General features: G+C 55.2%; 15 protein-coding genes. 6 read left to right on the forward strand and 9 right to left on the reverse strand.

Features of this window, described 5'->3' with window-relative positions; translation table 11 throughout:
* Nucleotides 1-82 precede the first annotated feature (82 nt).
* Nucleotides 83-1,036: an aldo/keto reductase gene (locus ACI2J2_RS20655; RefSeq protein WP_404760751.1), complete on the forward strand. Its 954-nt coding sequence runs from the start codon at nt 83-85 to the stop codon at nt 1,034-1,036.
* A gap of 6 nt (nt 1,037-1,042) precedes the next feature.
* On the opposite strand, the gene ACI2J2_RS20660 is transcribed toward ACI2J2_RS20655, so the two are convergent.
* The 3 genes from ACI2J2_RS20660 to yegD form a co-directional block, all read right to left on the reverse strand.
* Nucleotides 1,043-1,552, reverse strand: a complete 510-nt coding sequence (locus tag ACI2J2_RS20660; protein ID WP_404760752.1) for an AAA family ATPase — start codon at nt 1,550-1,552, stop codon at nt 1,043-1,045.
* On the reverse strand, nt 1,546-2,109 hold the full coding sequence (locus ACI2J2_RS20665) for a GNAT family N-acetyltransferase (protein ID WP_404760753.1): 564 nt from the start codon (nt 2,107-2,109) through the stop codon (nt 1,546-1,548). The genes ACI2J2_RS20660 and ACI2J2_RS20665 overlap by 7 nt, the downstream gene beginning before the upstream one ends.
* 177 nt (nt 2,110-2,286) lie before the next feature.
* Nucleotides 2,287-3,639, reverse strand: coding sequence for a molecular chaperone (gene yegD / locus ACI2J2_RS20670; RefSeq protein ID WP_209638232.1), 1,353 nt, complete (start codon nt 3,637-3,639; stop codon nt 2,287-2,289).
* A gap of 166 nt (nt 3,640-3,805) precedes the next feature.
* On the opposite strand from yegD, the gene alkA reads away from it, so the two are divergent.
* The gene (alkA, locus tag ACI2J2_RS20675; RefSeq protein ID WP_404760754.1) at nt 3,806-5,302 is read left to right on the forward strand and encodes a DNA-3-methyladenine glycosylase 2; all 1,497 of its coding nucleotides are present in this window, start codon (nt 3,806-3,808) and stop codon (nt 5,300-5,302) included.
* A 10-nt stretch (nt 5,303-5,312) separates the two neighbouring features.
* Here alkA and ACI2J2_RS20680 read toward each other — a convergent pair whose 3' ends face one another.
* The 4 genes from ACI2J2_RS20680 to ACI2J2_RS20695 form a co-directional block, all read right to left on the reverse strand.
* Nucleotides 5,313-5,663 carry a DNA-binding protein gene (locus tag ACI2J2_RS20680; protein WP_209638230.1) on the reverse strand — a complete coding sequence of 117 codons (351 nt, stop codon included), beginning with the start codon at nt 5,661-5,663 and terminating at the stop codon, nt 5,313-5,315.
* Between the two features lie 211 nt (nt 5,664-5,874).
* On the reverse strand, nt 5,875-9,216 hold the full coding sequence (locus tag ACI2J2_RS20685; protein WP_404760755.1) for a diguanylate cyclase: 3,342 nt from the start codon (nt 9,214-9,216) through the stop codon (nt 5,875-5,877).
* A gap of 162 nt (nt 9,217-9,378) precedes the next feature.
* Complete coding sequence (gene mgtE, locus ACI2J2_RS20690; protein ID WP_209638226.1) at nt 9,379-10,812, reverse strand: magnesium transporter; 1,434 nt, start codon at nt 10,810-10,812, stop codon at nt 9,379-9,381.
* Nucleotides 10,813-11,009: 197 nt separating this feature from the next.
* Nucleotides 11,010-11,189 carry a YfgG family protein gene (locus tag ACI2J2_RS20695; RefSeq protein WP_265555412.1) on the reverse strand — a complete coding sequence of 60 codons (180 nt, stop codon included), beginning with the start codon at nt 11,187-11,189 and terminating at the stop codon, nt 11,010-11,012.
* 488 nt (nt 11,190-11,677) lie between these two features.
* Here ACI2J2_RS20695 and ACI2J2_RS20700 point away from each other — a divergent pair, with 488 nt between their 5' ends.
* On the forward strand, nt 11,678-13,897 hold the full coding sequence (locus ACI2J2_RS20700) for an EAL domain-containing protein (RefSeq protein ID WP_404760756.1): 2,220 nt from the start codon (nt 11,678-11,680) through the stop codon (nt 13,895-13,897).
* A gap of 28 nt (nt 13,898-13,925) precedes the next feature.
* Here the strand turns inward: ACI2J2_RS20700 and ppx are convergent, their stop codons facing one another.
* Together ppx and ppk1 are read right to left on the reverse strand one after the other, a co-directional pair.
* Nucleotides 13,926-15,476, reverse strand: a complete 1,551-nt coding sequence (gene ppx, locus ACI2J2_RS20705; protein WP_037424503.1) for an exopolyphosphatase — start codon at nt 15,474-15,476, stop codon at nt 13,926-13,928.
* Nucleotides 15,477-15,486: 10 nt separating this feature from the next.
* Nucleotides 15,487-17,550 carry a polyphosphate kinase 1 gene (gene ppk1 / locus ACI2J2_RS20710; RefSeq protein ID WP_209638220.1) on the reverse strand — a complete coding sequence of 688 codons (2,064 nt, stop codon included), beginning with the start codon at nt 17,548-17,550 and terminating at the stop codon, nt 15,487-15,489.
* A gap of 523 nt (nt 17,551-18,073) precedes the next feature.
* On the opposite strand from ppk1, the gene ACI2J2_RS20715 reads away from it, so the two are divergent.
* Genes ACI2J2_RS20715 through pstB form a run of 3 tightly spaced genes read left to right on the forward strand, consistent with a single transcriptional unit; the run spans nt 18,074 to nt 22,738 of the window.
* Nucleotides 18,074-20,248, forward strand: a complete 2,175-nt coding sequence (locus ACI2J2_RS20715; protein WP_404760757.1) for an ABC transporter permease subunit — start codon at nt 18,074-18,076, stop codon at nt 20,246-20,248.
* Nucleotides 20,245-21,897: a phosphate ABC transporter permease PstA gene (pstA, locus tag ACI2J2_RS20720; protein ID WP_265555420.1), complete on the forward strand. Its 1,653-nt coding sequence runs from the start codon at nt 20,245-20,247 to the stop codon at nt 21,895-21,897. The genes ACI2J2_RS20715 and pstA overlap by 4 nt, the downstream gene beginning before the upstream one ends.
* Before the next feature lie 28 nt (nt 21,898-21,925).
* On the forward strand, nt 21,926-22,738 hold the full coding sequence (gene pstB, locus ACI2J2_RS20725; protein ID WP_404760758.1) for a phosphate ABC transporter ATP-binding protein PstB: 813 nt from the start codon (nt 21,926-21,928) through the stop codon (nt 22,736-22,738).
* Nucleotides 22,739-22,891: the final 153 nt, after the last annotated feature.

Consider the following 22,891-nt stretch of genomic DNA (forward strand, 5'->3'; position numbering starts at 1 on the left):
CTTATAGCGAATAGGTTTTAGCGAACTTTCTGCCTTCACGCTAATAATTAACCTGCAAATCATTAACTCCATGGAGCATGCAATGAGTCATAAAGAACTGGGCCGTTCAGGCATCAAAGTACCAGCATTGACCTTCGGCGGTAACGTGTTTGGCTGGACGGCGGATCGTGAAACCTCATTCAGCCTGTTAGATGCGTTGGTGGAAAATCAGCTCAATTTTATCGATACCGCGGATGTGTATTCGAGCTGGGCGCCGGGCAATGTAGGTGGGGAATCGGAAACCACGATTGGCGAATGGTTGAAAAAGAGCGGCAAGCGCGACCAGGTGATTATCGCCACCAAAGTAGGCAAACCGATGGGCGAGGGTAAACAGGGGCTGTCGCCACGTTATATTCAGCAAGCGGTGGAGGATTCCCTGCGCCGTCTGCAGACCGACTATATCGATCTGTATCAGTCCCATGATGACGATCGGGATACGCCGCTTGCGGAAACGTTGGCGGCGTTTGATGCATTAATCAAGGCCGGCAAAGTGCGGGCAATAGGGGCGTCTAACTACCAGGCCGATCGTCTGGAAGAAGCCCTCAATATCAGTAAGCAGGAAGGGCTGGCGCGTTACGAAACCCTGCAACCGGAATATAACCTGTATGCGCGGGCGGGCTATGAGCAGGGATTGGAGGCCGTTGCGCAGCGTCATGGGTTGGGCGTGATTAACTTCTTCTCGCTGGCCAGCGGTTTTCTGACGGGGAAATACCGCAGTGAACACGATATCGGCAAAAGTCAGCGTGGCGACAGAGTGATCGCGCAGTACCTTAATCCGCGGGGCTTTAGCATTCTGGCAGGCTTGGATCAGGTGGCGAAGAAGCACCACACCACGCCGGCACAGGTTTCACTGGCCTGGCTGATCGCGCGGCCCAGCATTACTGCACCTATCGTCAGCGCCACGTCCTTAAAACAGTTGGATGAGCTGGTTAGCGCCACCCGGCTTCAGTTGGATGCGGATGATATCAGCACCTTGAACGAAGCCAGCGCCTGGTAATCGAGATTAACCGCGGGCGGTATCGATCAACTGAAGCAGCTGCGCCAGGCAGGCTTCAATTGTACATCCTGCGGTATCAATAGAGGCCACTGGCATGTTCCAGGGGATGTAATCGTGGTTACTGACATCCTGCCAGTTGGGCAATCGTAGCCCGGCAATGTCGCCGCCTCGGGTTTCGATCCTTCGGCGGTGCTCCGCACTGTCTGAACAGAACACTTCAATATCAATACAGGTTCTGCCAGTCCGGAGCGCAACCTGATGCCAGGCTTCACGGGTGACAGGCAGTGGGTTAACCGAATCGGCGATCACGGTGTGGCCCAGACGCAGGTTATCCTCAGCGACGCCATAGGCGGCAAAATAGCCTGATGGGCCTACGTCACTGGCTAAGGCACCGCTGTCACGGATTGCCTGTTCCAGGGTGTCGATTCGCAGATGAATTGCCGATAATGCACCTGCCAGCGCCCGTGCCAGCGTAGTTTTGCCGCTGCCCGGCAGCCCGGAAAAAACGATCAGCATTGTTGCTCCCGCCATAATTGTTGCCCCAGCCGATACAGTACATGTTTTTGCAGCGGATGGCCTTGGGGTAGCCGTGGATGAAGGAAGCTTTCACCCTTGGACGTCATGCCGATGCGTTCCATCACCCGGCGCGACGGTTGGTTAGCGTCGGCGGTAAAGGACACCACTTCTGCCAGATTCAGGTGTTCGAAGGCATAGTGCAATGCGGCCTCGGCCGCTTCACTGGCGTAGCCTTTGCCCCAGTGTGCTGCAGCCAACCGCCAGCCAATTTCTACGCAGGGCGAACAGGGGAGATCATCAGCAGGAATAGCCAACCCAACAAAGCCGATAAAAGGTGCTCCGCCTTTCACTTCCAGTGCCCATAAGCCCCAACCATGCTGTTGCATGAACAGGCGGATCTTGTCGGCGAGTGCGTCACTTTGCGCGGAACTGAGCGGGGCGGGGAAATAACGCATGACCTGAGGATCGGCATTAAGGGCAGCGAAGGCGGGCAGATCATCGTCACGCCAGGCACGCAACCGCAGCCTGTCAGTTTCCAGGGGAAATATTTCACACATCGACTTTCCTCCAGTAACCAAGCATTCCTTGGTTTCATGGTAGGGGCGCTGCATGCTACGCCCTATAGCATAATCAATGGGTTAAATCGGATCGAACAGGTTCGACCCTTACCTGTTTAGCCCTTTTGCGGTTTTGTCTGCCGTCTGGAGCGCGGTATATACCGCGCCCTCAGGCCATTAACGGAACAGCGTTTGCGCCCAGCGCGCCAACCCGGCAGTTACCGAGCCGAAGTCGTTGCCACCGACAATAGGGATGCCCGGCAACTGTTGTTCCAGCGCGGCACGCAGCAAGGGTGAACGCGCGCTACCGCCGGTGAGATAAATCACCTGTGGTGCGGTTTGGCTGCTCGCCAGGGCGGCACTGACCTGTTCCTGAATACGCAACAGGGGTTGCGAAATAGCGTCGGCAAGCTGATCCTGGTTGATGGTTTCCACCAAGTCAGGCTGGACGAACGCCAATGGCGCGCTGATGCTTTGCTGCGCCGACAGGGCGATTTTACTCTCTTCCGCCGCGCGTACCAACCGGTAGCTCAGACGCTGCTGGTGCACTTTCAGCAAACGTTTGACCTTTTCCGGTTCGGCGGCATCACGGATCAAATCACGCAGCATGCGACCGTTGGCGACGCTGTAAAAGTCGTTTTGTGCCGGCACGTCGTTGGTGGCGACCGCGTTCCAATAAGGCAGCGCGGGCAGCGCGATACCCTTGCCGGTTTCGCCACCCATGCCGAACAGCGGCATCAGCTGTTTGAACGCCAACATGATGTCCAGGTCGTTACCGCCGACACGGCACCCGCTGTGCCCCAGCAGGCTTTGCTGGCGATCGGCACGGTCGCGCCATTGTGGCCCCATCAGCAGTACCGAGCAGTCGGTCGTACCGCCACCGATGTCTACCACCAGCACGGTTTTCTCTTCGTTCAGCGTCGCTTCGAAGTCCAGTCCCGCCGCTACAGGTTCAAACTGGAATTCAATGTCCTTGAAACCGGCGCGCTCGGCAGCACGGTGCAAAATACCCTGCGCCTGCTGGTTAGCGTCTTCACCCCCAATCCCCTGGAAGTTGATCGGACGACCGATCACCGCCTGGCTGATGCTGTCTTGCAGCACGTTTTCCGCCTGACGTTTGATGTGGAACATCATGGCGCAAACCAGATCTTCAAACAGCGCAATCTGCTGTGGCTTCAGGCCGTTAGCACCGAGGAAGGATTTCGGCGAGCGAACAAAATACACCTCTTCCGGATCTTCGGCGTAGTGAGCCAGTGCCTGTAGGCCAAATAGCACGCTGTCGTTACCGACGGGAATGTCTTCTTCGCGGTTGTAGCTAATGGCCCGGCGCAGCAGTTGCTGATTTTCTTCGCTGCCGGTCGGTACCTGCCAGTGGCGGTGCAAGCATTCGCTCACGGCTTCACGCGTCGGTGCACAAAGCATCGACGGCAGGTAAGGTTCGTTGTTTTCCAACGTCAGTAGCTCGGGGCCGTTATCACGCATCACTGCGACAGAACAGTTGGCTGTTCCGTAATCGAATCCAATAAACATGTCTTTTCTCAATCCCCATGCCAATGAAGGGGGGCGACTTTACCCGAGACTTGGCTCCTGGGCAACGTGTGGGCGCTTAACTGACGAAAAATTTAGCGGCGACCAGCATGGCATGCTTAACTTAATGTCCGAATTCCGCACGTCAGCGCACCAGCCGAGTCGCATAATGAACAAAAAACTGACCCCGAGCGTTGCCATGAAAAACCAACAACAGGCGCTGTACGACGCACTGAGCGCGCGCGACCGCAAATTCGACGGCCGCTTTTTCGTCGGTGTTTCCTCGACCGGCATTTATTGTCGGCCGGTGTGCAGTGCCCGTACGCCGAAAATCGAAAACTGCACTTTTTACCCCAGCGCCGCGGCGGCGGAACTGGCGGGGTTCCGCCCCTGTCTGAAATGCCGGCCGGAGCTGGCACCGGGGTTGGCGCTGATCGATCTTGGCAATCGCTATGCGCAGGTGGCGGTGCAGTTGATTGAACAAGGGTACCTGTCAGAACACAGTTGCGAGCAACTGGCCGCGCGGCTGGGGATCTCTGATCGTCATTTGCGGCGTATCTTCGCCGATCAGTTTGGGGCATCGCCGATTGATTACGCCCAGTCGCACCGGTTGTTGCAGGCCAAACGCCTGCTGGCGGATACCGATATGCCATTGAGTGACGTCGCATTTGCGGCCGGTTTTGGCAGCCTGCGGCGTTTTAATGAGCTGTTCAAGGCACGCTACCGGCTTATTCCATCGGCGCTGCGCAGCAGCAGCGACCGCAATGCGCCCACCGTTGCCAGCGGGCTGGTGTTTCATCTGGGCTACCGACCGCCCTATGACTGGCAGCGCATGTTGGGTTTTTTGCATGCGCGTGCGGTGAGCGGTGTCGAACGGGTTGATGGGCAGCAGTATCTGCGAGCGATAGCCATTACCCAAGGGGGCGTCGAGTATTGCGGCTGGGTGAGCGTCCAGCCGGATGAAACGCGCAACCGGGTACGAGTAGAGATTGCCGCCTCATTAAGCCGGGTGACCACGGAAGTGCTGCGCCGGATCCGTCAACTGTTTGATCTGGACGCCGCACCGGATTTGATTGCCCATGCCTTGGGCGCATTGGCTGCCGATGCGCCAGGGTTGCGGCTGCCCGGTTGCGTGAACAGTTTTGAACAGGCGGTCCGTGCCGTCTTGGGGCAGTTGGTGAGCGTCAAGATGGCCGCGACTTTTGCCGGGCGGATGGCTGAGCAGTGGGGGACGCCGCTGGAACAACCCTATGGCGGCATTACACATCTGTTCCCCAATGCTGAGCAGGTCGCGCAGTTACACCCTGAGGCGTTGCGTCCGCTGGGGGTGCAGTTGAAACGCGCAGCGGCAATCATTGCGATTGCGCGTGCGGTAACCGAAGGGCGGCTCCAGTTGGATAACGTGTTGGATATTGAGCAAGGTATTAAGGCGCTGACCGCCTTGCCGGGGATTGGCAGTTGGACGGCCAGTTATATCGCGATGCGTGCCTGGTCCTGGCCAGACGTGTTTTTGGCGGGGGATTATTTGATCAAGCAACGCTTCCCTGACCTGACGCCGCGCCAAATTGAAAAATATGCCGAACGCTGGCGGCCGTGGCGTTCTTACGCCACGCTCCATTTGTGGCATAACGACGCATGGGTACCGCTGGCGGATGTCGACAATTAGCGCGGTGGCGTTATCCTTCGTTGTCGATACGAGCCAGTAGGCTTTCTATCCCTTCACGCATCAGGAATGCCAGCACCTTCTCGCGTTCGGTTTCGCTCAGGTGATAGTAATACTGCACCCATACTGCCAGTGGCTCTTGGCGTTCAACCTGATATTCTGCGGGTTCTTCCTGCAACATCAACAGCTTGCGCGGGCCAATAGGCAGGCTGTTGATATGGTATTCCACCGCTTTCCCCTGGATGCCTTTACGGCGGCGGCTGATCCAACCTTCGCGCCGCGCCATCAAATTGATTCCCTGTGGTGAAGAGGGCAGTCCTGCTATGCCTGTCAGCTCCCTGGCGGCAAACCACTCGTTTTTCATAGCCATTATCCCTGAGCAATTACGTGCAAAGATGGTTCCTGGAAATTAACGGGCGTGCTGATTTCCGTATCAAAGTGATTGTACGAAGGATTAACTTTCACCCGTTAGTTATACCACTAACATCTGATTGGCTAAGCAAAAACGTGCTGGGGGCGTGCGGCACAGGATGCCGCAACGCAAAAGAACACAGGAGAGCGCCGCGCTGAGGCAGTTACCTTATGCCGAAATAACCGCCGCTGAGCAGCTCGGTAAGGGGTTGTTCCCGCGCCACGGCGTCACCGTCTGCCAGGTCGACGCCCAGAGCCTGCAACGTATGCAATGTTATCTGCTGGTGTGCTGGGCCTGCCAGTGTCTGGGCATGTACACGGTGGGCTGCACCGTTAAGCATGGAAACCATCAGTTCATCCATCTGGTTGCAGTGAACCTGGGTGATAAAGCGCTCATCAATGCGGATATAGTCAATCCGACGGCCATGCAGTTCGTCGAAGGCGTTGAGGCTGTGGCCGAAGCCGCTGACGATCAGCTTGCAGCCCAGCCGTTGTAATTGGTGGATAAACGGCCTGCAAATGTCATCGTGTTCCAGCACCGCCGCCTCATCGACCACCAGCAGCAAAGCCTGTGGTTGTAATGGAGAGGCATTTAACCGTGTGATCAGGTGTTGTCGGAACCCGGCGTCGAGCAGGCTGTCTGTCGAGAGTGGGAGCGCGATTGTCAGGCCTTTCGCCCCGATCTCTGCGGCGTGGCGCTCGAGAACCTGCCGGCTGACCCAGTCATCGACGTCCGGCAGCAGGCCATAAAGCTGTGCCGCAGCGAGAAACGCCTCTCCGTTCAACGGACGTGGATCCAGCGGCATGACCTGCAGTTTTAACTGATAGAAACACACTGCCAGTGGGGTTTTCGGCGGTGCCACGGCCTTAACACTGAGCATCAACTGCCCGTCGGCAATAATGCTCATCACTTCCTGTCTCGTCAGCAGCTCATGCTGGCGTTCCAGCATCTGTTTTTGCCGTGCCTCATACAGATAGACCTGCCCGCGGCCGCGATGTTTGGCGGTATAACAGGCAATGTCCGCCTGCGCCAACAGCTCGCCGCTTTTACCACTGCCGCTCTCTATACGGGTGATGCCAGCGCTGGCACCTACGTGATAAACCTTTCCTTCCCAATAGAACGGGTGCTGGCTGATGTTGTTAACCAGCTGCTGCATCAGGGATTTTGCCTGCTCGCTGGCACAATCAAACAGGATTAGCCCAAACTCATCCCCCCCGAGCCTTGCCAGGCAGTCGCTGTCACGCACGTGGCGTTGCATCAGTTGGGCAATATCCCTCAGCAATGCATCGCCTGCCGCATGCCCGGCGCTGTCATTGACGGCCTTGAAACGATCGAGATCGAGGAACACCAGCGCATGCTGCCGCTGTTTTTCACCGGAGCCCAGAATGGCGGCTTTCAGGCGTTTCTCAAAACTGGTGCGATTGGGCAGGCTGGTGAGGGCATCATGGGCGGCGCTGTAACTCAGTTTACGCATCAACTCGCGTGAAGCCGTGACATCTTGCAACACCATCACAGCCCCCATCACGCCACCCCCGAGGGTTTTCAGCGGCGATACCGATTGTTGAATATCAAAGTGACGGCCGTCACGACTGTGCAGCACCAGGGCATAATCCGCCGAAAGCTGACGATTTTCCTGAAGGCAGCACTGGACCGGGTTTTCCACTTCCATGCCATCTTTGCCGTTAGTCATGCGTACGACTCCTGCAATCGGCATGCCAACAGCCAGACTCAGCGGCCAGCCGCACATCTGTTCGGCCACCGGATTCATGAAGGTGATATGCATGGCATCGTCAGTTGAAATCACCCCTTCGCCAATGGCATCCAGCGTGATGTGCAGACGTTCTTTCTCTTGGTGCAGCGCTTCGGTCAGATTGCGGACTTCCGTCATATCAATGTTCGTGCCGATCATGCGCAGCGGGCGGCCTTGTGCATCCAGAATGACGTTGCCCTGGCCGCGGATATGGCGGACTTTTCCTTGGCGGGAAAGCAGCCGGAATTCGAGGATAAAAGGACGCGGTTGGTCCAGCAAAGAGGCCATTTCACGGTCGGTTCGCTCGCGATCTTCCGGCAGCAGGAGGGTGCGCCACAGTGAAAGCGTAGGCGTCTGCTCTGGACTGAGGTCATAGAGTTCAAACATGCGCTTGTCCCAGGTGAGTTCCTCACCGTCCATGACCCATTCCCAAACGCCAATCCCCCCCACCTGATTGGCCAGCGTGATGCGTTCAACCAACCGATGATTCTCTGCGGCGGTGCGTTTCAGTTCGCTGATGTCTTCCACCTGAGAAATAAAATACAGCGGTAGGCCTTCGGCATCGCGCACCATTGAGACAGCCAGCAGAGCCCAGACGTGTTCGCCATCGCTGCGAATATAGCGTTTTTCCAGGGTGTAGCTGCTGATATGGCCTTCGAGCAGATCCTGTAACTGCATCAGGTCGGCATTCAAATCATCCGGGTGAGTGATCTCCTGAAACGTCAAGCGCCGCAGAGCTTCCGGGGTGTAGCCCAGCAGGTTGCACAGTGCTTGATTGACCTGTAGCCATTTCCCTTGCGGAGAGACCAGCGCCATACCGATAGCGGAGTATTCCAGCGCATTACGAAAGCGGGCTTCGCTCTCGACGATATGCTGTTTTTCTACCCGGAAGGCGTGCATGACCATCGCCATGGCGTGTGCGGGGATCAAAATCAACAGAATCGGTAAGTAGATTTCGATGTCACTGAGCGGTTCGGCGGGAACATTAAAATGCAGCAGCCCAAGTGAAATCATCACGGTGATCATCAATGTGGTACAAAAGCAGGTCACAAAGGCTTCCAGGCGTGGCAGTGCGATCGCCGCCCACAGCAGAGGAAGAATGACAAAGGTAAACGGGAAAGGCAGATAGGTCAGCGCGAGATAGCAAAAAATCAGCGCCATCATGAGCGTCAGCAGCAAGGAGAACAGGTTTAACTGCTCCAGCATGCGCCGGCGATAGACCAATCCAATCGGTGCCAGTGACAGGACGCCAATGGCTTCCGAAATAAACCAGGTATTGAAGGGCTGCCAGAAGGATTGCTCCGGGGCAGGGGCCCACCAGGCGGCCAGCAAGGCGCTAAATAGCGGGGTGAAAATGACCGCACAGACCACGAACTTTAGCCAACTGGCCAGATTATTCAGGGGATCGTCAGACAACAGCATACGGCGCAGCAGCAGGGTACTGACGGAGGCTTCCAGCAGGTTGATCAGCGCAAGCTTTACCGGCACCCAGCTAAATCCGTACAGGATAACGCTGGCGCTTATGATACCCAGCCCACAGGCCAGCAAGGGTAATCCCCATTGGCGCGGCGAATGGCGATACAACAGGGTAATGATGGCAGCCGTAGGGAACCACAGCGGCGTAAAATGGCTGGATTCGTTCGACAACGTCAGACACAACAAGGCCAACATAAAAACGGCTACGGCTGCCAGCAAAGTCTGCGTCAACAGCACGCTTTTGCGCGTAGTGAGATGATTCGGTGCGCTGATATCCATAGACAACCTTAACGCTGGCATCTGTCACTGAACTACGTCATGACGCGGATGGGATGAGAAGTTTATTGCCAAAGGGTAGTACAGCACAGCAAGAAAACATACTGAATCAAACGGCTTTAGTGAGCGAGCGCAAAAGCCGGCGTTGCCGCCGGCTCGACAGCGTCAGAGCAGGAACAACGTGGCCAGACCGAGGAAGATAAAGAAGCCGCCGGTATCGGTTAATGCCGTGATCAGTACGCTGGAACCGACAGCGGGATCTCGGCCCATTTTTAGCATGGTCATTGGGATCACCACCCCCATCAGCGCCGCCACCAATAGGTTGAGGATCATGGCTAACGTCATGACGCCACCCATAGCCCAGTCGCCATAGAGCAGCCAGGTGACTATCCCCATAATGCCGCCCCATACGACGCCGTTAATGATGGCGACGCCAAGCTCCCTGAGCATCAGGCGAGAAATATTGCCAACTTCGATCTGGTGTAGCGCAAGTGCGCGGACAATCATGGTAATGGTTTGGTTACCGGTATTGCCGCCGATACCCGCAACGATGGGCATCAACGCCGCCAATGCCACCAACTGCGAAATGGTGTGTTCAAACAGGCCGATGACACGTGACGCGATAAACGCGGTGCACAGATTGATTGCCAACCAAGCCCAGCGAGTTTTCACCGCTTTGCTGACAGGGGCAAATACATCTTCTTCCGGGCTCAACCCCCCCATACGGCGAAGGTTGCTGTCGCTTTCTTCATTGACGACGTCGACGATCTCTTCAATCGTCAGGCGGCCCATCAGTTTGCCCTTGGCATCGACAACCGGGGCACTGATCAGGTCATAACGTTCAAACGCGCTGGCTGCAGCCTCCGCTTTGTCTTCCGGCAGAAAACGGGTGGGATCGTTGTCCATGACTGCGTGTACCGGCGTTTCAGGATCGTTGAGCAGCACCGCGGTCAGCGGCAGTTCACCGAGCAGCGTATTTTTACGGTCCGTGACAAAGAGTTTATCGGTAGCGTCCGGGATGGTTTTGCGCAGCCGCAAGAAACGATGCACGGCCCCGAGGGTAACGTCAGGGCGCACAGTGACCAGTTCAAAATCCATCATCCAGCCGACGGTGTCTTTGCCGTAGTGGATCATCTCGCGCACCTGCGCACGCTGATCCGGCTCCAGCGAGGTCAGCAGGCGGCCCATCAGGTTACGCGGCAGATATTGAGCCAGATAAGCCTGTTCGTCGACATCCAGCGTTTTGATCGCCTTGAGCAGGTCTTTATCGCTCATCTCTTCGATCAGGCTGTCCCACACCGGTTCGGCCACTTCCACCAGTGTTTGGCCGCGTTTGGCATTGCCAACCAAACGCCACAGCGCCAGGCGTTCGTCCTGCGGTAACGCTTCCAGTAAGTCGGCCAGGTCAGCGGCATGCATGTCGTCCAGCAGCCCGGTAATTTCGGCGGTCTGGTTTAGCAGTTCACTTTTACTGAGGGCGTTTTCATCCCCTGGTCTGCCGAGAATACCGTCTATCAGGTCTTTGTTGTTTAACAGCAGGGAAAGAATGCGCTGACGATGCTCAGCGACTTTTTTAACATTATGCGTTGCGGCGGACATGGTATTCCTTACTGGCACTCAGTGATCCTTACGGGCGATCTCTACACAAGATAGAGCATAGTGAATGCAGGCGTCATTTTTATGAAATGGGCACAGATGCCAAGGAATAAGTAAGGGGCCTGGCATGCCGAAATGCGGTCCGACGGCAGGCTGCTTAACTATTCGATTGCTCTGCAGGAGGTGTTGGGTCTGTCGGTTCAGGGGGGAGTGTCCTGGTTTTCTCCCTCTACCTCGGTGGTCTCTTGATAGGGGGCGAGCTTTTTTTCCTGATGATGGGGCACCGCAACGACGGCGGCATACAGCAGACGGCCGACTAAAATGATAAAGCTGATAAACAGCACTATTTTCGTCATTTGTCCGGTAGTTTTTTTACGCATATATCACCCGGCATGCCGGTTTCCTGTGTTATACCCGCTGCCTTTCAAACGGTAGCCACTGTAGCGGCTGTGTGGAGCCAACGGCTCATATGAGCGTAATAGGCCGTGCCTTTACCGTACTGAGAGCGAGTAATGAAAGCCGATAAAGTGTAAATGGGATTCTAGCGATTGGTGACAAATATTGTCTATTTATTTCCGGCGACCCAAACAGAGTATTTGACCGGTGTTTAGCTTGGGTTTGAGTTTATCTGTGGGATCAGCATGTTAAGAGATGACAAAAAATGGCTGACATATTTTTACCCAACTTTTCCTCCTTGGTTGATCGGCGTCAAGCCTGAGACGGCCCTCGTGCATAAAATTCCCCCCCGTTCCCCTGTCGCATATGGTACTTTCAGTTTGCCTCATGAATGGATAGAGGTATGAAAAGGAACCTGCCTTACCACCTGAACGCGTGAATGGAATTGCGCTCTGAAGGACTCATTATTTTTATGGTTAAACCGACATTTTGGAAACATTTGCGTGAGCGCTGGTGGGGATACCCCCTGATCTGGAGCTTGTTGTTGATCCCGTTCGCCGGTTGGCTCTCCCCCCGCATCATGTTACCCGAGAGCAAGGTTTATCTGCTCTACCTGCCGCTGGCAGCCTGTATTGCGTTGTTGATGGTTTATGACTGGCGGGCGTTGCCGGGAATTGCTCTTGCCATTTTACTGCGTTACGGCTGCCGACTTGGCCTGGAAAGCGGCGTGCTGCTCACGGCGTTATACCTGTTATGCCTAAGCCTATGTTGGCTGGGGTATCGCAACCAAACCCAGCGTCGCTGGTGTGCGGCCCCCGGCGTGCCCAGGTTGGTCAAGGCAAGGCTGGTCTGGCTGATCGTGTTGCCGGCGCTGCTGTTTATTCTCGGATTGAAGCTGTTGGTGGGGTTAAAACAATTGCCTGACGAGCTGGGAATGATGCCGGGTGATAATGGCTATCTGCTCGCGTTGGTTAATTTCCAGGCGTTGTTATTAGGGTGCCTTTCCGCGGTGCCACTGTTCTACTTTATGTTGCGCCTGCTGAAAAAGCCCGGGTTCATGTTAAGACTTTGGCGGCGCGTTGGCCGTGAAATGGCTCCAGACGTCGATAAAAAAGAGCTGGCGCTGTGGTTTTTGATCCTGTGCGCAATGGTCATATTGCTGTCTTATCATGCAAAAGATGCCAATCCTCTGTTGTTGGGGGGCTACGGTCTGATATTACTGCTGCCGGTGATGCTGTATGGCGCAATGCGTTTTGGCTACCAATTCAATTGCATCATTTGGTCGTCCACGCTTTTGGTGTTGCTTTCCCATCATCCCGACTATGCCCAGCACGAAAACCTGTTGCATAACCTTGCCGTTATTTCTTCGATGATGGTGGTGTTTACCTTATGCATTTTCTTGATGTCTGCGCTCAATACTCGCCAACGGTTGAGTCATGCCAGGGCGCAAAACGCCGCGCTGCAGGACCCGGTGATTGGATTGCCCAATCTGCGCGCCCTTAAACGGGATCTGGCCCAATCACCGCCTTCGACGTTGTGCTTTCTGCGCGTGAGTGAGTTGGACTTGTTAAGCCGTAATTACGGCATGCAGTTGCGCATTCGTTTTAAGCAGCAGTTGGCCGCGCTTTTACACCAAATCTTGGCGCCGGGCGAGGGGGTTTACCATTTGCCGGGCTATGACCTGTTGTTGCGAGTGGACGGCAGTAACAGTGAAGAAAAGGTCGCTGAGATTTACCGCGGGTTGGAAAAATTCCGATTGGTTTGGAATGGGTTGCCAATCCATCCGCCGTTGGGACTCGGGTACTGCAGTGTGATTGCCGATTTTGAGCATCTGTATCTTCTGCTGGGGGAACTCAGCTCGTTGGCCGAAGTCTCGCTGACCAGTGGCAAGCCGGAGAGCGCACACAATGGTGGTCATTTGATACAGGACGAAATCAAACGCAAGGTGGCGTTGCTGCATGGGGTGCAGAGTTCGCTGGATAGCGATGGGTTTATCCTGATGGCGCAGCCGATCCTGGGTCTGCGCGGCGATAGGTACCACGAGATTCTGTTACGTATGCGTGATGATCAGGGGGCGATCATCTCACCGAACGACTTTTTACCGGTGGTGCATGAGTTCGGTCTGTCCTATCGGCTGGACATGTGGGTACTGCGCAATACGTTAAAATTTATGGACAAACACCGTACCGAACTGCCCAGCGTACGCTTTGCGATCAATGTGTCCCCCTCTTCGCTGTGCAGGCCCATGCTGTGCCATGACGTGCAGAATTTGCTGAAGCAGTACCGGATTGAACCCTATCAACTGACACTGGAAGTGACCGAGTCGCATTTGCTGCAGGATACCGACTACGCCGGTACCAATTTGCAGGTATTACGTGAAATGGGATGCCGTATAGCGTTAGATGATTTTGGCACGGGCTATGCCAGCTACGATCGGCTCAAGATACTGCCGGTGGATATGCTGAAAATAGACGGGAGTTTTGTACGCGATATGCTGACCAATCCGGTGGATTTCCAGGTAATCATGTCGATTTGCAAGGTCGCACGGATGAAGCGATTGGTCATTGTGGCGGAGTATGTTGAAAGCGCGGAACAGTGGGCGGCGCTCAAGGGCGCTGGCGTGGATTATATGCAGGGCTATTTTATCAGTGAACCTCAGCCGCTCACGGCACTGCTGCCGGCACAACCTTGATTATCGCCCCCAAGCGGGGGCGATAGATTTAGGCTGAGCGCTGCTCGTCCTGCGAGCCTTCTTCTTCGCAAATCAGTTTCCAACCCACGACGTCGTTCCAGTAGGCCTGTTCACGTTCAAAGTCCAGTTGCACCAGACTGTTTTGCGCCAGATAGCCCGCAGGGAAACGCAGTGTCCAGTGGTTGTCGTCAGTGCTCAGACGCAACGTTTCTGGGGTAGTGGTCGACTGACGTTGATTGTTGAGCAGGGTACTCAGACGCAACAGTTGGATCAGCGGCAGGTAATGTTTTTTCTTGAACAGGTTCAGGCGTGGCAGTTCTTCCAGCTTAATGCCTTTACGGTGGAAGCGGACCAATGCAGCCAGCAACAACTGCTGCTCTTGGTTAAAGCCAGGCAAGTTGGTGTTTTGCAGAATATAGGCCGAGTGGCGGTGCATCCCACTGTGATTGATGCTTAAGCCTACTTCATGCAGCATGGCGGCCCACTTCAACAGGGCTTCCAACTGCGGGTTCGCCAGCTTGGTGTTTTGCGCCATCCACTGTGCGTACAACAGTTCCGTGGTTTCCAGCACCCGTTTGGCTTGTTCACGGTCGATATTGTAGTGATCGGCCAGGCTCTTGGCGGTGCGGCTGCGAATATCTTGATGGCGGAAACGGCCTTCCATCTCGTACAGGACGCCTTCACGCAGAGCACCGTCGGAAAGACGCAGATCGCGGATTGCCAGCGCATCGAATACGCCACACAGGATAGCCAAACCTGGAACAAATACCGACTGACGGTCTTCTGACAGCCCCGGCAGGCTCAGTGCACTGAAGTTTTTAAACTGCAGCACCTGTTCCGCTAACATCTCCAGCCTTTCAAGCGTAATCAGACCGTCTTTTTCACCCATTTCCACCAGCACTTCGTGTGCCGCTTTGATGGTGCCGGACGCGCCTAGCGCATACTGCCAGCCCTGAATGCGGTATTGCCAGGCCAGGGTTTCCAGTTTCTGCGCTGCTGCGAGGCGTGCACGTTTAAAGTTGTTTTTGCTGATTTCCCCGCCAGGGAAAAACTGCTGGGCGAAACTGACGCAACCCATGCGGCGGCTTTCTGCCAGCAGGGGCTCAAAGTCTTCGCCGATCACCAGCTCGGTGGAACCGCCGCCGATATCGATCACCAACTTGCGGCCTTTTTCCGGCTGGGTATGTTCCACGCCCATAAAGATCAGACGTGCTTCTTCCTGCCCGGCGATGATTTCAATGGGGTAAGGGATGACTTTGGCCGCGCGCTTGAGGAAGACCTCTGCGTTTACGGCCTGGCGTAATGTATGGGTACCGACGATCGTAACGTTATCCGCCGGGAAGCCCTGAAGCCGTTCGGCAAACAGCGCCAGACAGGCCAGGCCACGTTCTATTGCCTCTTCACTGAGCACATTGTTGCTGTCCAATCCATCGGCGAGGTGTACCCGCTGCTTTAAACGGCCTAATACCTGTAAGGCGCCGTTGACGACGCGGGCAATCACCATGTGGAAACTGTTCGACCCGAGATCGATGGCAGCGATTTCCTGCGGTTTGTTCGTTGCTGTGCTTTTTAGCGGCATAGTTGCTGGCCTACTGTCCTGGTTGTTCCAGAGCTTTTAAATACTCATAAATGGCAACCTGAGAACGGACTTTACGGCGATTGCCGCGCGGTACGTACTGGTTGCTCAGTTCTTTATCGAGGTAACGCGCCTTGACCGTGTCGCTGAACAGGATTTCCAGAATATCCAGAACCCGTTGTTTCAGCGTTGGATCCAGCAGCGAGACCGCGACTTCGATGCGGTAATCTATATTACGGGTCATCCAGTCTGCGGAAGACAGATAAACCAGTTTGTCACCTTTGTTTTCGAAAACGTAAACCCGATCGTGTTCCAGATAACGGTCGACGATGCTGATTATCTGAATATTGTCACTGATCCCCGGCAGGTTGGGAATCAAAGAACACATCCCTCGCACCAACAGGCGGATTTTTACACCGGCGCCGGAGGCGGTATATAACCGATCTACCAACCCTTTATCCACCAGATTGTTGATTTTCAGCATAATGCCAGCCGGATGCCCCGCCTCAGCGTTGGCAATTTCCTGGTCGATCAACTCATACAGCTTCAAGCGCGAGTTCTGCGGCGACACCATCAGGTTGTCGAACGTGACCGGTCGATATGGGTTTTCGATAAAGTTGAACACGCGACGCACCTCATTGGTGATGCGTGAGTCGGCGGTCAGCAACGAATAGTCGGTATAAATACGCGCGGTTTTCTCGTTAAAGTTACCGGTCCCGATATGAGCATAGCGCACAATCTCATCGCCTTCACGGCGCGAGATCAGGAACAACTTGGCGTGGATTTTCAGCCCCGGCGCCGAGAAGATAACGTGCACGCCAGCTTCCGTGAGACGCTTAGCCCAGTGGATGTTGGCCTCTTCATCAAAGCGCGCCTGTAGCTCAACCACCACCGTGACTTTCTTGCCGTTGTGGGCTGCGTGGATCATCGACTCGATGATGCGGGAGTCTTTTGCTACGCGATAAATATTGATTTTGATCGCCAGCACGCTGGGGTCGAAGGACGCCTGGCGCAGCAGTTCCAGCACATGCTCAAAAGTGTGGTATGGGTAGTAAAGCAACACGTCTTGTTCGCGGATGGCGTCAAAGCCGTTGCGGAACTTATCGAACCAAATATGGCGCAGGCGAGGCAGCGGTTTGTTGACCAGGTTGGCCTTACCGACGTTAGGGAAGCCGATAAAATCTTTGAAATTGTGATAGCGGCCGCCGGCAATCACCGAATCGTAGTTGGAGATGCCAAGTTTACCGCGTAGCAGTTCCACCATTTCATTTGGCATATCACGCTGATAAACAAAACGCACCGGTTCGGCGGTCAGACGCTGCTTCAGGCTGGAAGACATCAGTTCCAGCAGGCTGGATTCCATTTCGGTGACCAGATCGTATTCCGCGTCACGGGTCATTTTCATGGAATAGGCATTGAGCGCATCGTAGTCGAAGAAGCCCTTAAAGATATCGTCCAGGCAATAACGCAGGATGTTATCCAACAGGATCATCGGTTTGCGGCGACGCGGAGCTTCCGGTGGCAGGTTGACGAAGCGCGGCACCTTGTCGGACGGGATCTCCAGCAGCGCGTAATCGATGCGCGTACCGCGGATGATCTCAACGGCCAAATAGGTGTAATCGTCTTTCAGGAACTGCACCAGATTGGTTTCGTGGTTGATCAGGATAGGCGTGATGTGTTGGCGCAGATGCTGTTTGAAGTATTGTCGCAGCCAAATCTGCTGGTTCTCGGACACCTGGCGTTCGTTGATCAGGAAGATTTGATTACGCGCCATTTCCAGCAGTAAATCGTTATAGAGGCTGTCGAACTCTTGATCGGTTTTTAATACCTTGGCCTGGATCTTTTTCAGCAAATGGCGAGAGGTGCCGCCAGAACCCTGTTCTTCGCTGATCAGAATGCGTCGTTTGAGATCGGCAAAACGGACTTTATAGAATTCATCAAGGTTATTGGAGTAAATGCCCAGAAAACGCATGCGCTCAATCAGGGGATTGCTCTTATCTGCGGCTTCCTGCAACACGCGTTCATTAAAGGATAACCAGCTTAATTCTTTTTCGATGTAGAGCTTTTCCTGACCCATTGCCACTCCAGTTCAATTTTAGAAAAGGATCCGGGACCTAGCCCGGATGCCGCTTCAGGTCGCGTCCCTAAAGCCCGAGCGCTGCGTGGTCGGGCTTGAACCTAGGTTCGCTATACCCAGCCCCCAGGCCTTGACTGCGGGCTTTGGGACTGCGACGGCGCCATGACCCATTGCGGGACACAGCCTACTATCTTGCATCATTATTGCGAGAGATTGACAGGAAAGTCCAACATATCCATTACGTTGGCGTGAGGCATTTTAATACGTAAAAATATTTACTGTGGCATCAGCGCGGAAGGGGCTGTTTGCGTAGCATAAAGTTGTGATTATTGTGCTTTATATTTATGTATGTGATCGGTATTGCCATCATTTTTCAGCAACATATGTGATGAATGATGAGTATTGCAGCGTAAAATTCGATGAGTGCTCTGGGTAACTTTGTCATGCAAACGTCATAAAACTGACATAAGATGCCCGGTTATTCTATGGCGCAAGCCTGCTTATATCAGCGATAGCGAGAGACATGGCACAGACTACGGTAAACCAACATCCCCGGGATCGCCTGCGAGCGCGCATCGACCGTAGCGTGCAGGCGGCGGTCACCGTCAGCGGGTTGCTGGTGCTGATGACGTTGATGCTGATCTTCGTTTACCTGCTGTTTGCGGTGCTCCCGTTGTTTAAACCGGCGGCGATGGGCCAGGCAACGCCGTTGCCGTTCAGTGCAGCTGCACCGGCGTTGGCGCTGGGTATGGATGTGCAGCAGCGCATCGGTTATCGCATTGACGACCAGGGGGCGGGGCAGTTTTACCGCTTAGCGTCCCAAGAAGGTACTAAAACGGGGGCGCCGTTGACGCAACAACCGTTGCTGAGCAAACCGGTGCTGTTGACCCAGGCGGCTGGCGAGCGTGATTTGTTTGCTTTGGCGCAGGCCGACGGTCGATTTATTGTCGCCAGCGCGGATTTTGCCGCTGCAGGTACGTCGTTACCGCAGTGGTTATTCCCGCTTGGACAACGGCCGTTAACGCTGGACAAACAGGGGCAGCCGTTGGCCTTGTTGACACTGTCCCAGGCGCGGCATGGGCAGTATTTGCTGGCGGGGATCACCGCCGATCGCCGTTTGGTGTTCGGCCGTTTTAGCCACGATCAACCCCCACAACTGAGTGAACACCCGCTTAATAGCGCGGTGCAACAGTTGGTATTAACGCCGGACGGCCGTCAACTCTACCTGCTGGCAGGTAATCGGCTGGCCCGCTATCAAATAAACGATACCCAGTTACAGCTAAAAGAGAGCCGTATTCTCGGCGATCATCCCCCTTATCAACTGACGGCGTTGCCCGGCGGCAGTGCGTTATTGATTGAAGCGGCCAATGGCGTTATGCGTGAATGGTTTGATGTTGAAAAAGATCAGCGCTGGCAGTTGACGCCAGTTCAACATTTCGACCATCAGTCCGAACCACAGGATTTACTGGTGGCTGAACCGTATCGCCGGGTGTTTGCTACGCTGAGGCCCGACGGTGGCTTCTCGTTATTTTCCAGTATCCAACCACAGCCATTGCTGAATGGCAGACTCGCCGCTGGGGTACAGCAGATGGCATTCGCCCCACGCGGTGATGGCCTGCTGTTGGAAACGGCACAGGGCTGGCAACACTATGCGATCGATAACCCTTATCCCGATGTCACCTGGCGCTCACTGTGGCACAAGGTGTGGTACGAGAATTACCCCGAACCGGCTTACGTTTGGCAGTCAACCTCTGGCGAGGACAGCTACCAGGCCAAGTTCAGCCTGATTCCGGTCATTTTCGGTACATTCAAAGCCGCGGCCTACGCCATGCTGTTTGCCATTCCACTGGCGTTAGCCGGGGCAATTTATACGGCCTATTTCATGTCCGCCGGGTTGCGGCGGGTGATCAAACCGGCAATTGAGGTCATGGGCGCCTTACCGACGGTAGTGATCGGGCTGGTGGCCGGTATTTGGCTGGCCCCGGTGATCGAACACTATTTACTGGCGGTCTTGTCGTTGCCGCTGTTGCTGGCCGGGGTCGTTCTGGCGAGCGGGGCGCTGGTGAACCGCTTGGCATCGCGTCGTCTGCCGCCGGGGGTTGACCTGCTGATCCTATTACCGCTGATAGCCCTCACCGTTTGGTTGGCGTTCACCCTTGGGCCTTGGCTGGAGGTGAAACTGTTCGGCGAACCGCTGCATTTTTGGCTGGGTGATGATTATGACCAGCGTAATACGCTGGTGGTCGGCGTGGCGATGGGCTTTGCGCTGGTGCCGATTATCTTCTCTCTGGCTGAGGATGCCTTGTTCAGCGTGCCGGCAACCTTGAGCCAGGGATCGTTGGCCTTGGGGGCAACGCAATGGCAAACCGTGATGCGGGTGGTTTTACCTTCTGCCAGCGCCGGTATTTTCTCGGCGCTGATGATTGGCTTTGGCCGGGCGGTAGGCGAAACCATGATCGTGCTGATGGCGACCGGAAATACACCGGTTATCGACGGCAGCCTGTTCCAGGGCTTGCGCGCTTTGGCTGCCAATATCGCCATTGAGATGCCAGAGGCCGTTGCCGGTAGCAGCCATTATCGCGTACTGTTCCTGACTGCGCTGGTGCTCTTCATTTTCACCTTTGTCTTCAACACGCTGGCGGAAGCCATTCGTCTGCGTTTGCGTGAACGTTATACCTTGAACCAGGAGGCGCCATGAGACGTTGGGCGAAGAGCGGTTCACCGTGGATCTGGCTGACCGCCGGTTCGGTCGCCGTCAGTCTGTTAGCGTTGATCGGTATTCTGCTGCTGCTGGCTGGGCAGGGTATGCGTTATTTCTGGCCCAGCCCTGTCTACCAATTTGAACTCAACCAAAGCGCTGCCGGACCGGTGACGATGATCGGTGAGTTGTACCAGCAACAGAGCATTCCGCGCCGTCAATTGCAGGAGTCTGGCGTTGAATTACCGCCAGGAAATGCGCCGAGCTTTGAACGTTATCTGATCAAGGTAGGCAATCGCGAGAGTGAAGGGCAGGATTTCCGCACGCTGCTGGCTGGCGATATTCGTCGTCAAAGCACGCCGCGCGATTTACTGGTGCTGGAGCGCAACAGCAACGGCACAGCCTATGGCTATTTGGCCGGTATGCTACAGGACGGTCAACCCTTGACCGGGCGTAACCTCAGCCAAGCGCTGTTACAGCGTTTGCCGCAAATTGCTGCGCTTTCACGCCAGGCACATGATATTCAGTTCCGCGATATGGCGCGCATCAACCAACGGTTTGACGCGTTGCGCCTGCGCGAGAAAAGCTTGCAGCACGGCGAACAGTTGAGCGCGCGTGCTCAGGCTTCCATCAATGCTGAAAGACTGGAGTTACAGCGCCAGTATCGCGTGCTGTCTGACCGGTTGGACGGATTGAACCGCGATCGCCACCGTGATGCGTTGTTGTTGCGTGATATGCACGGCCAGACTCACACCATTGCGCTTAGTCAGGTGCGTGATGCCTGGTATCCCAATGCGATGAACACCACGCAAAAGCTGGTGCATTGGGGTGAGCAGGTGAAGAAGTTCCTTAGCGATAGCCCGCGTGAAGCCAATACCGAAGGGGGCGTATTCCCGGCTATTTTTGGCACGGTGCTGATGGTGATTCTGATGTCGATTGTGGTGATGCCGTTTGGTGTGATCGCCGCCGTCTACTTGCACGAGTACGCGGGTAATAACGTGCTGACGCGTCTGATACGCATCGCGGTCGTTAATCTGGCCGGTGTGCCGTCGATCGTTTACGGCGTATTTGGCCTTGGTTTCTTTGTTTATATGATTGGCGGCAGCCTAGATCAGCTGTTCTTCCCGGAATCGCTGCCTAACCCAACCTTTGGTACGCCGGGCGTATTGTGGGCGGCGTTGACCTTGGCGTTGCTGACGTTGCCGGTGGTGATTGTTGCCACTGAAGAGGGGCTGTCGCGTATTCCAGCCTCACTGCGTCAGGGCTCGTTGGCGCTGGGGGCCAGCCGGGCGGAAACGCTGTGGCGCATTGTTTTGCCAATGGCTGCGCCAGCAATGATGACGGGGTTGATCCTGGCGGTGGCGCGCGCAGCCGGAGAGACGGCACCGCTGATGCTGGTTGGCGTAGTGAAATCCGTCCCTGTGCTACCGGTGGATGACATTTTCCCGTATCTGCACCTGGAGCGGAAGTTTATGCATCTGAGTTTCCAAATTTACGATATGGCTTTCCAGAGCCCAAGCGTGGAAGCGGCCCGTCCTTTGGTGTTTGCCACCGCCTTCCTGCTGGTGGTGATTGTGGTAGGGTTGAATTTGGCGGCGATGGGCATCCGACACTCGCTAAGGGAGCGGTACAGAGCATGGTCGCAGTAATAATGACGTTATTCTTGGGGAGTGCGTAATGGGTTTGATGACGCCAGGCAGTTTGCCCCGGCTGGATGTCCAGCATCTTGATGATGAACATACCGCGTTGGCGGTAAACGGTCTCAACCTGTTTTATGGTGAAAAACAGGTGCTGCATGATATTTCTCTGCGTATTCCCAAACACCGGGTGACGGCGCTGATTGGCCCGTCGGGTTGCGGTAAATCAACGCTGTTACGCTGCTTCAATCGTATGAATGATTTGGTGGATAATTGCCGCATTGAGGGCGACGTGCAGCTTAATGGCCAGGGTATTTATGGATCGCAAATCGACGTTGCGGCGTTAAGACGCCGAGTGGGGATGGTGTTTCAGCGGCCGAACCCGTTCCCGAAGTCGATTTATGAAAATGTGGTTTACGGCTTGCGTCTGCAAGGTGTGCGTGACCGACGGATCCTGGATGAGGCGGTTGAGCGTTCGTTGCGTGCAGCGGCGCTGTGGCATGAGGTGAAAGACCGACTGCGTGAGAACGCATTTCGTCTTTCTAGCGGCCAGCAGCAGAGATTGGTGATTGCACGGGCGATAGCGATTGAACCTGAGGTGTTGCTGCTCGATGAGCCCACGTCGGCGCTGGATCCGATCTCGACCCTGACCATCGAAGAGCTGATTTCCGCGCTGAAACAGCAGTACAGCGTGGTGTTGGTGACACACAACATGCAGCAGGCGGCACGGGTATCCGACTACACGGCGTTTATTCATCAGGGCCGGCTGGTGGAGTATAACGACACCGACGACATCTTCACCTCACCGCGTCAGCGGCGTACCGAGGATTATATTACTGGGCGTTATGGTTGAGGGCGTATCATTCCTCTCTGACAGTGAAATAGAATCCATACGCCATTATCTAAAAAAAAACCGCTTTCACGTAATGCTGGTCACTTAAGGTGTTTTTTTAGCGAGTTCAATGTTCTTTTCGGTCGATAAACGCGCAAAGCACCATGAGGCTTA

Origin of the sequence: Serratia sp. NPDC087055 (assembly GCF_044900985.1) — a bacterium.
Lineage (GTDB): Bacteria > Pseudomonadota > Gammaproteobacteria > Enterobacterales > Enterobacteriaceae > Serratia.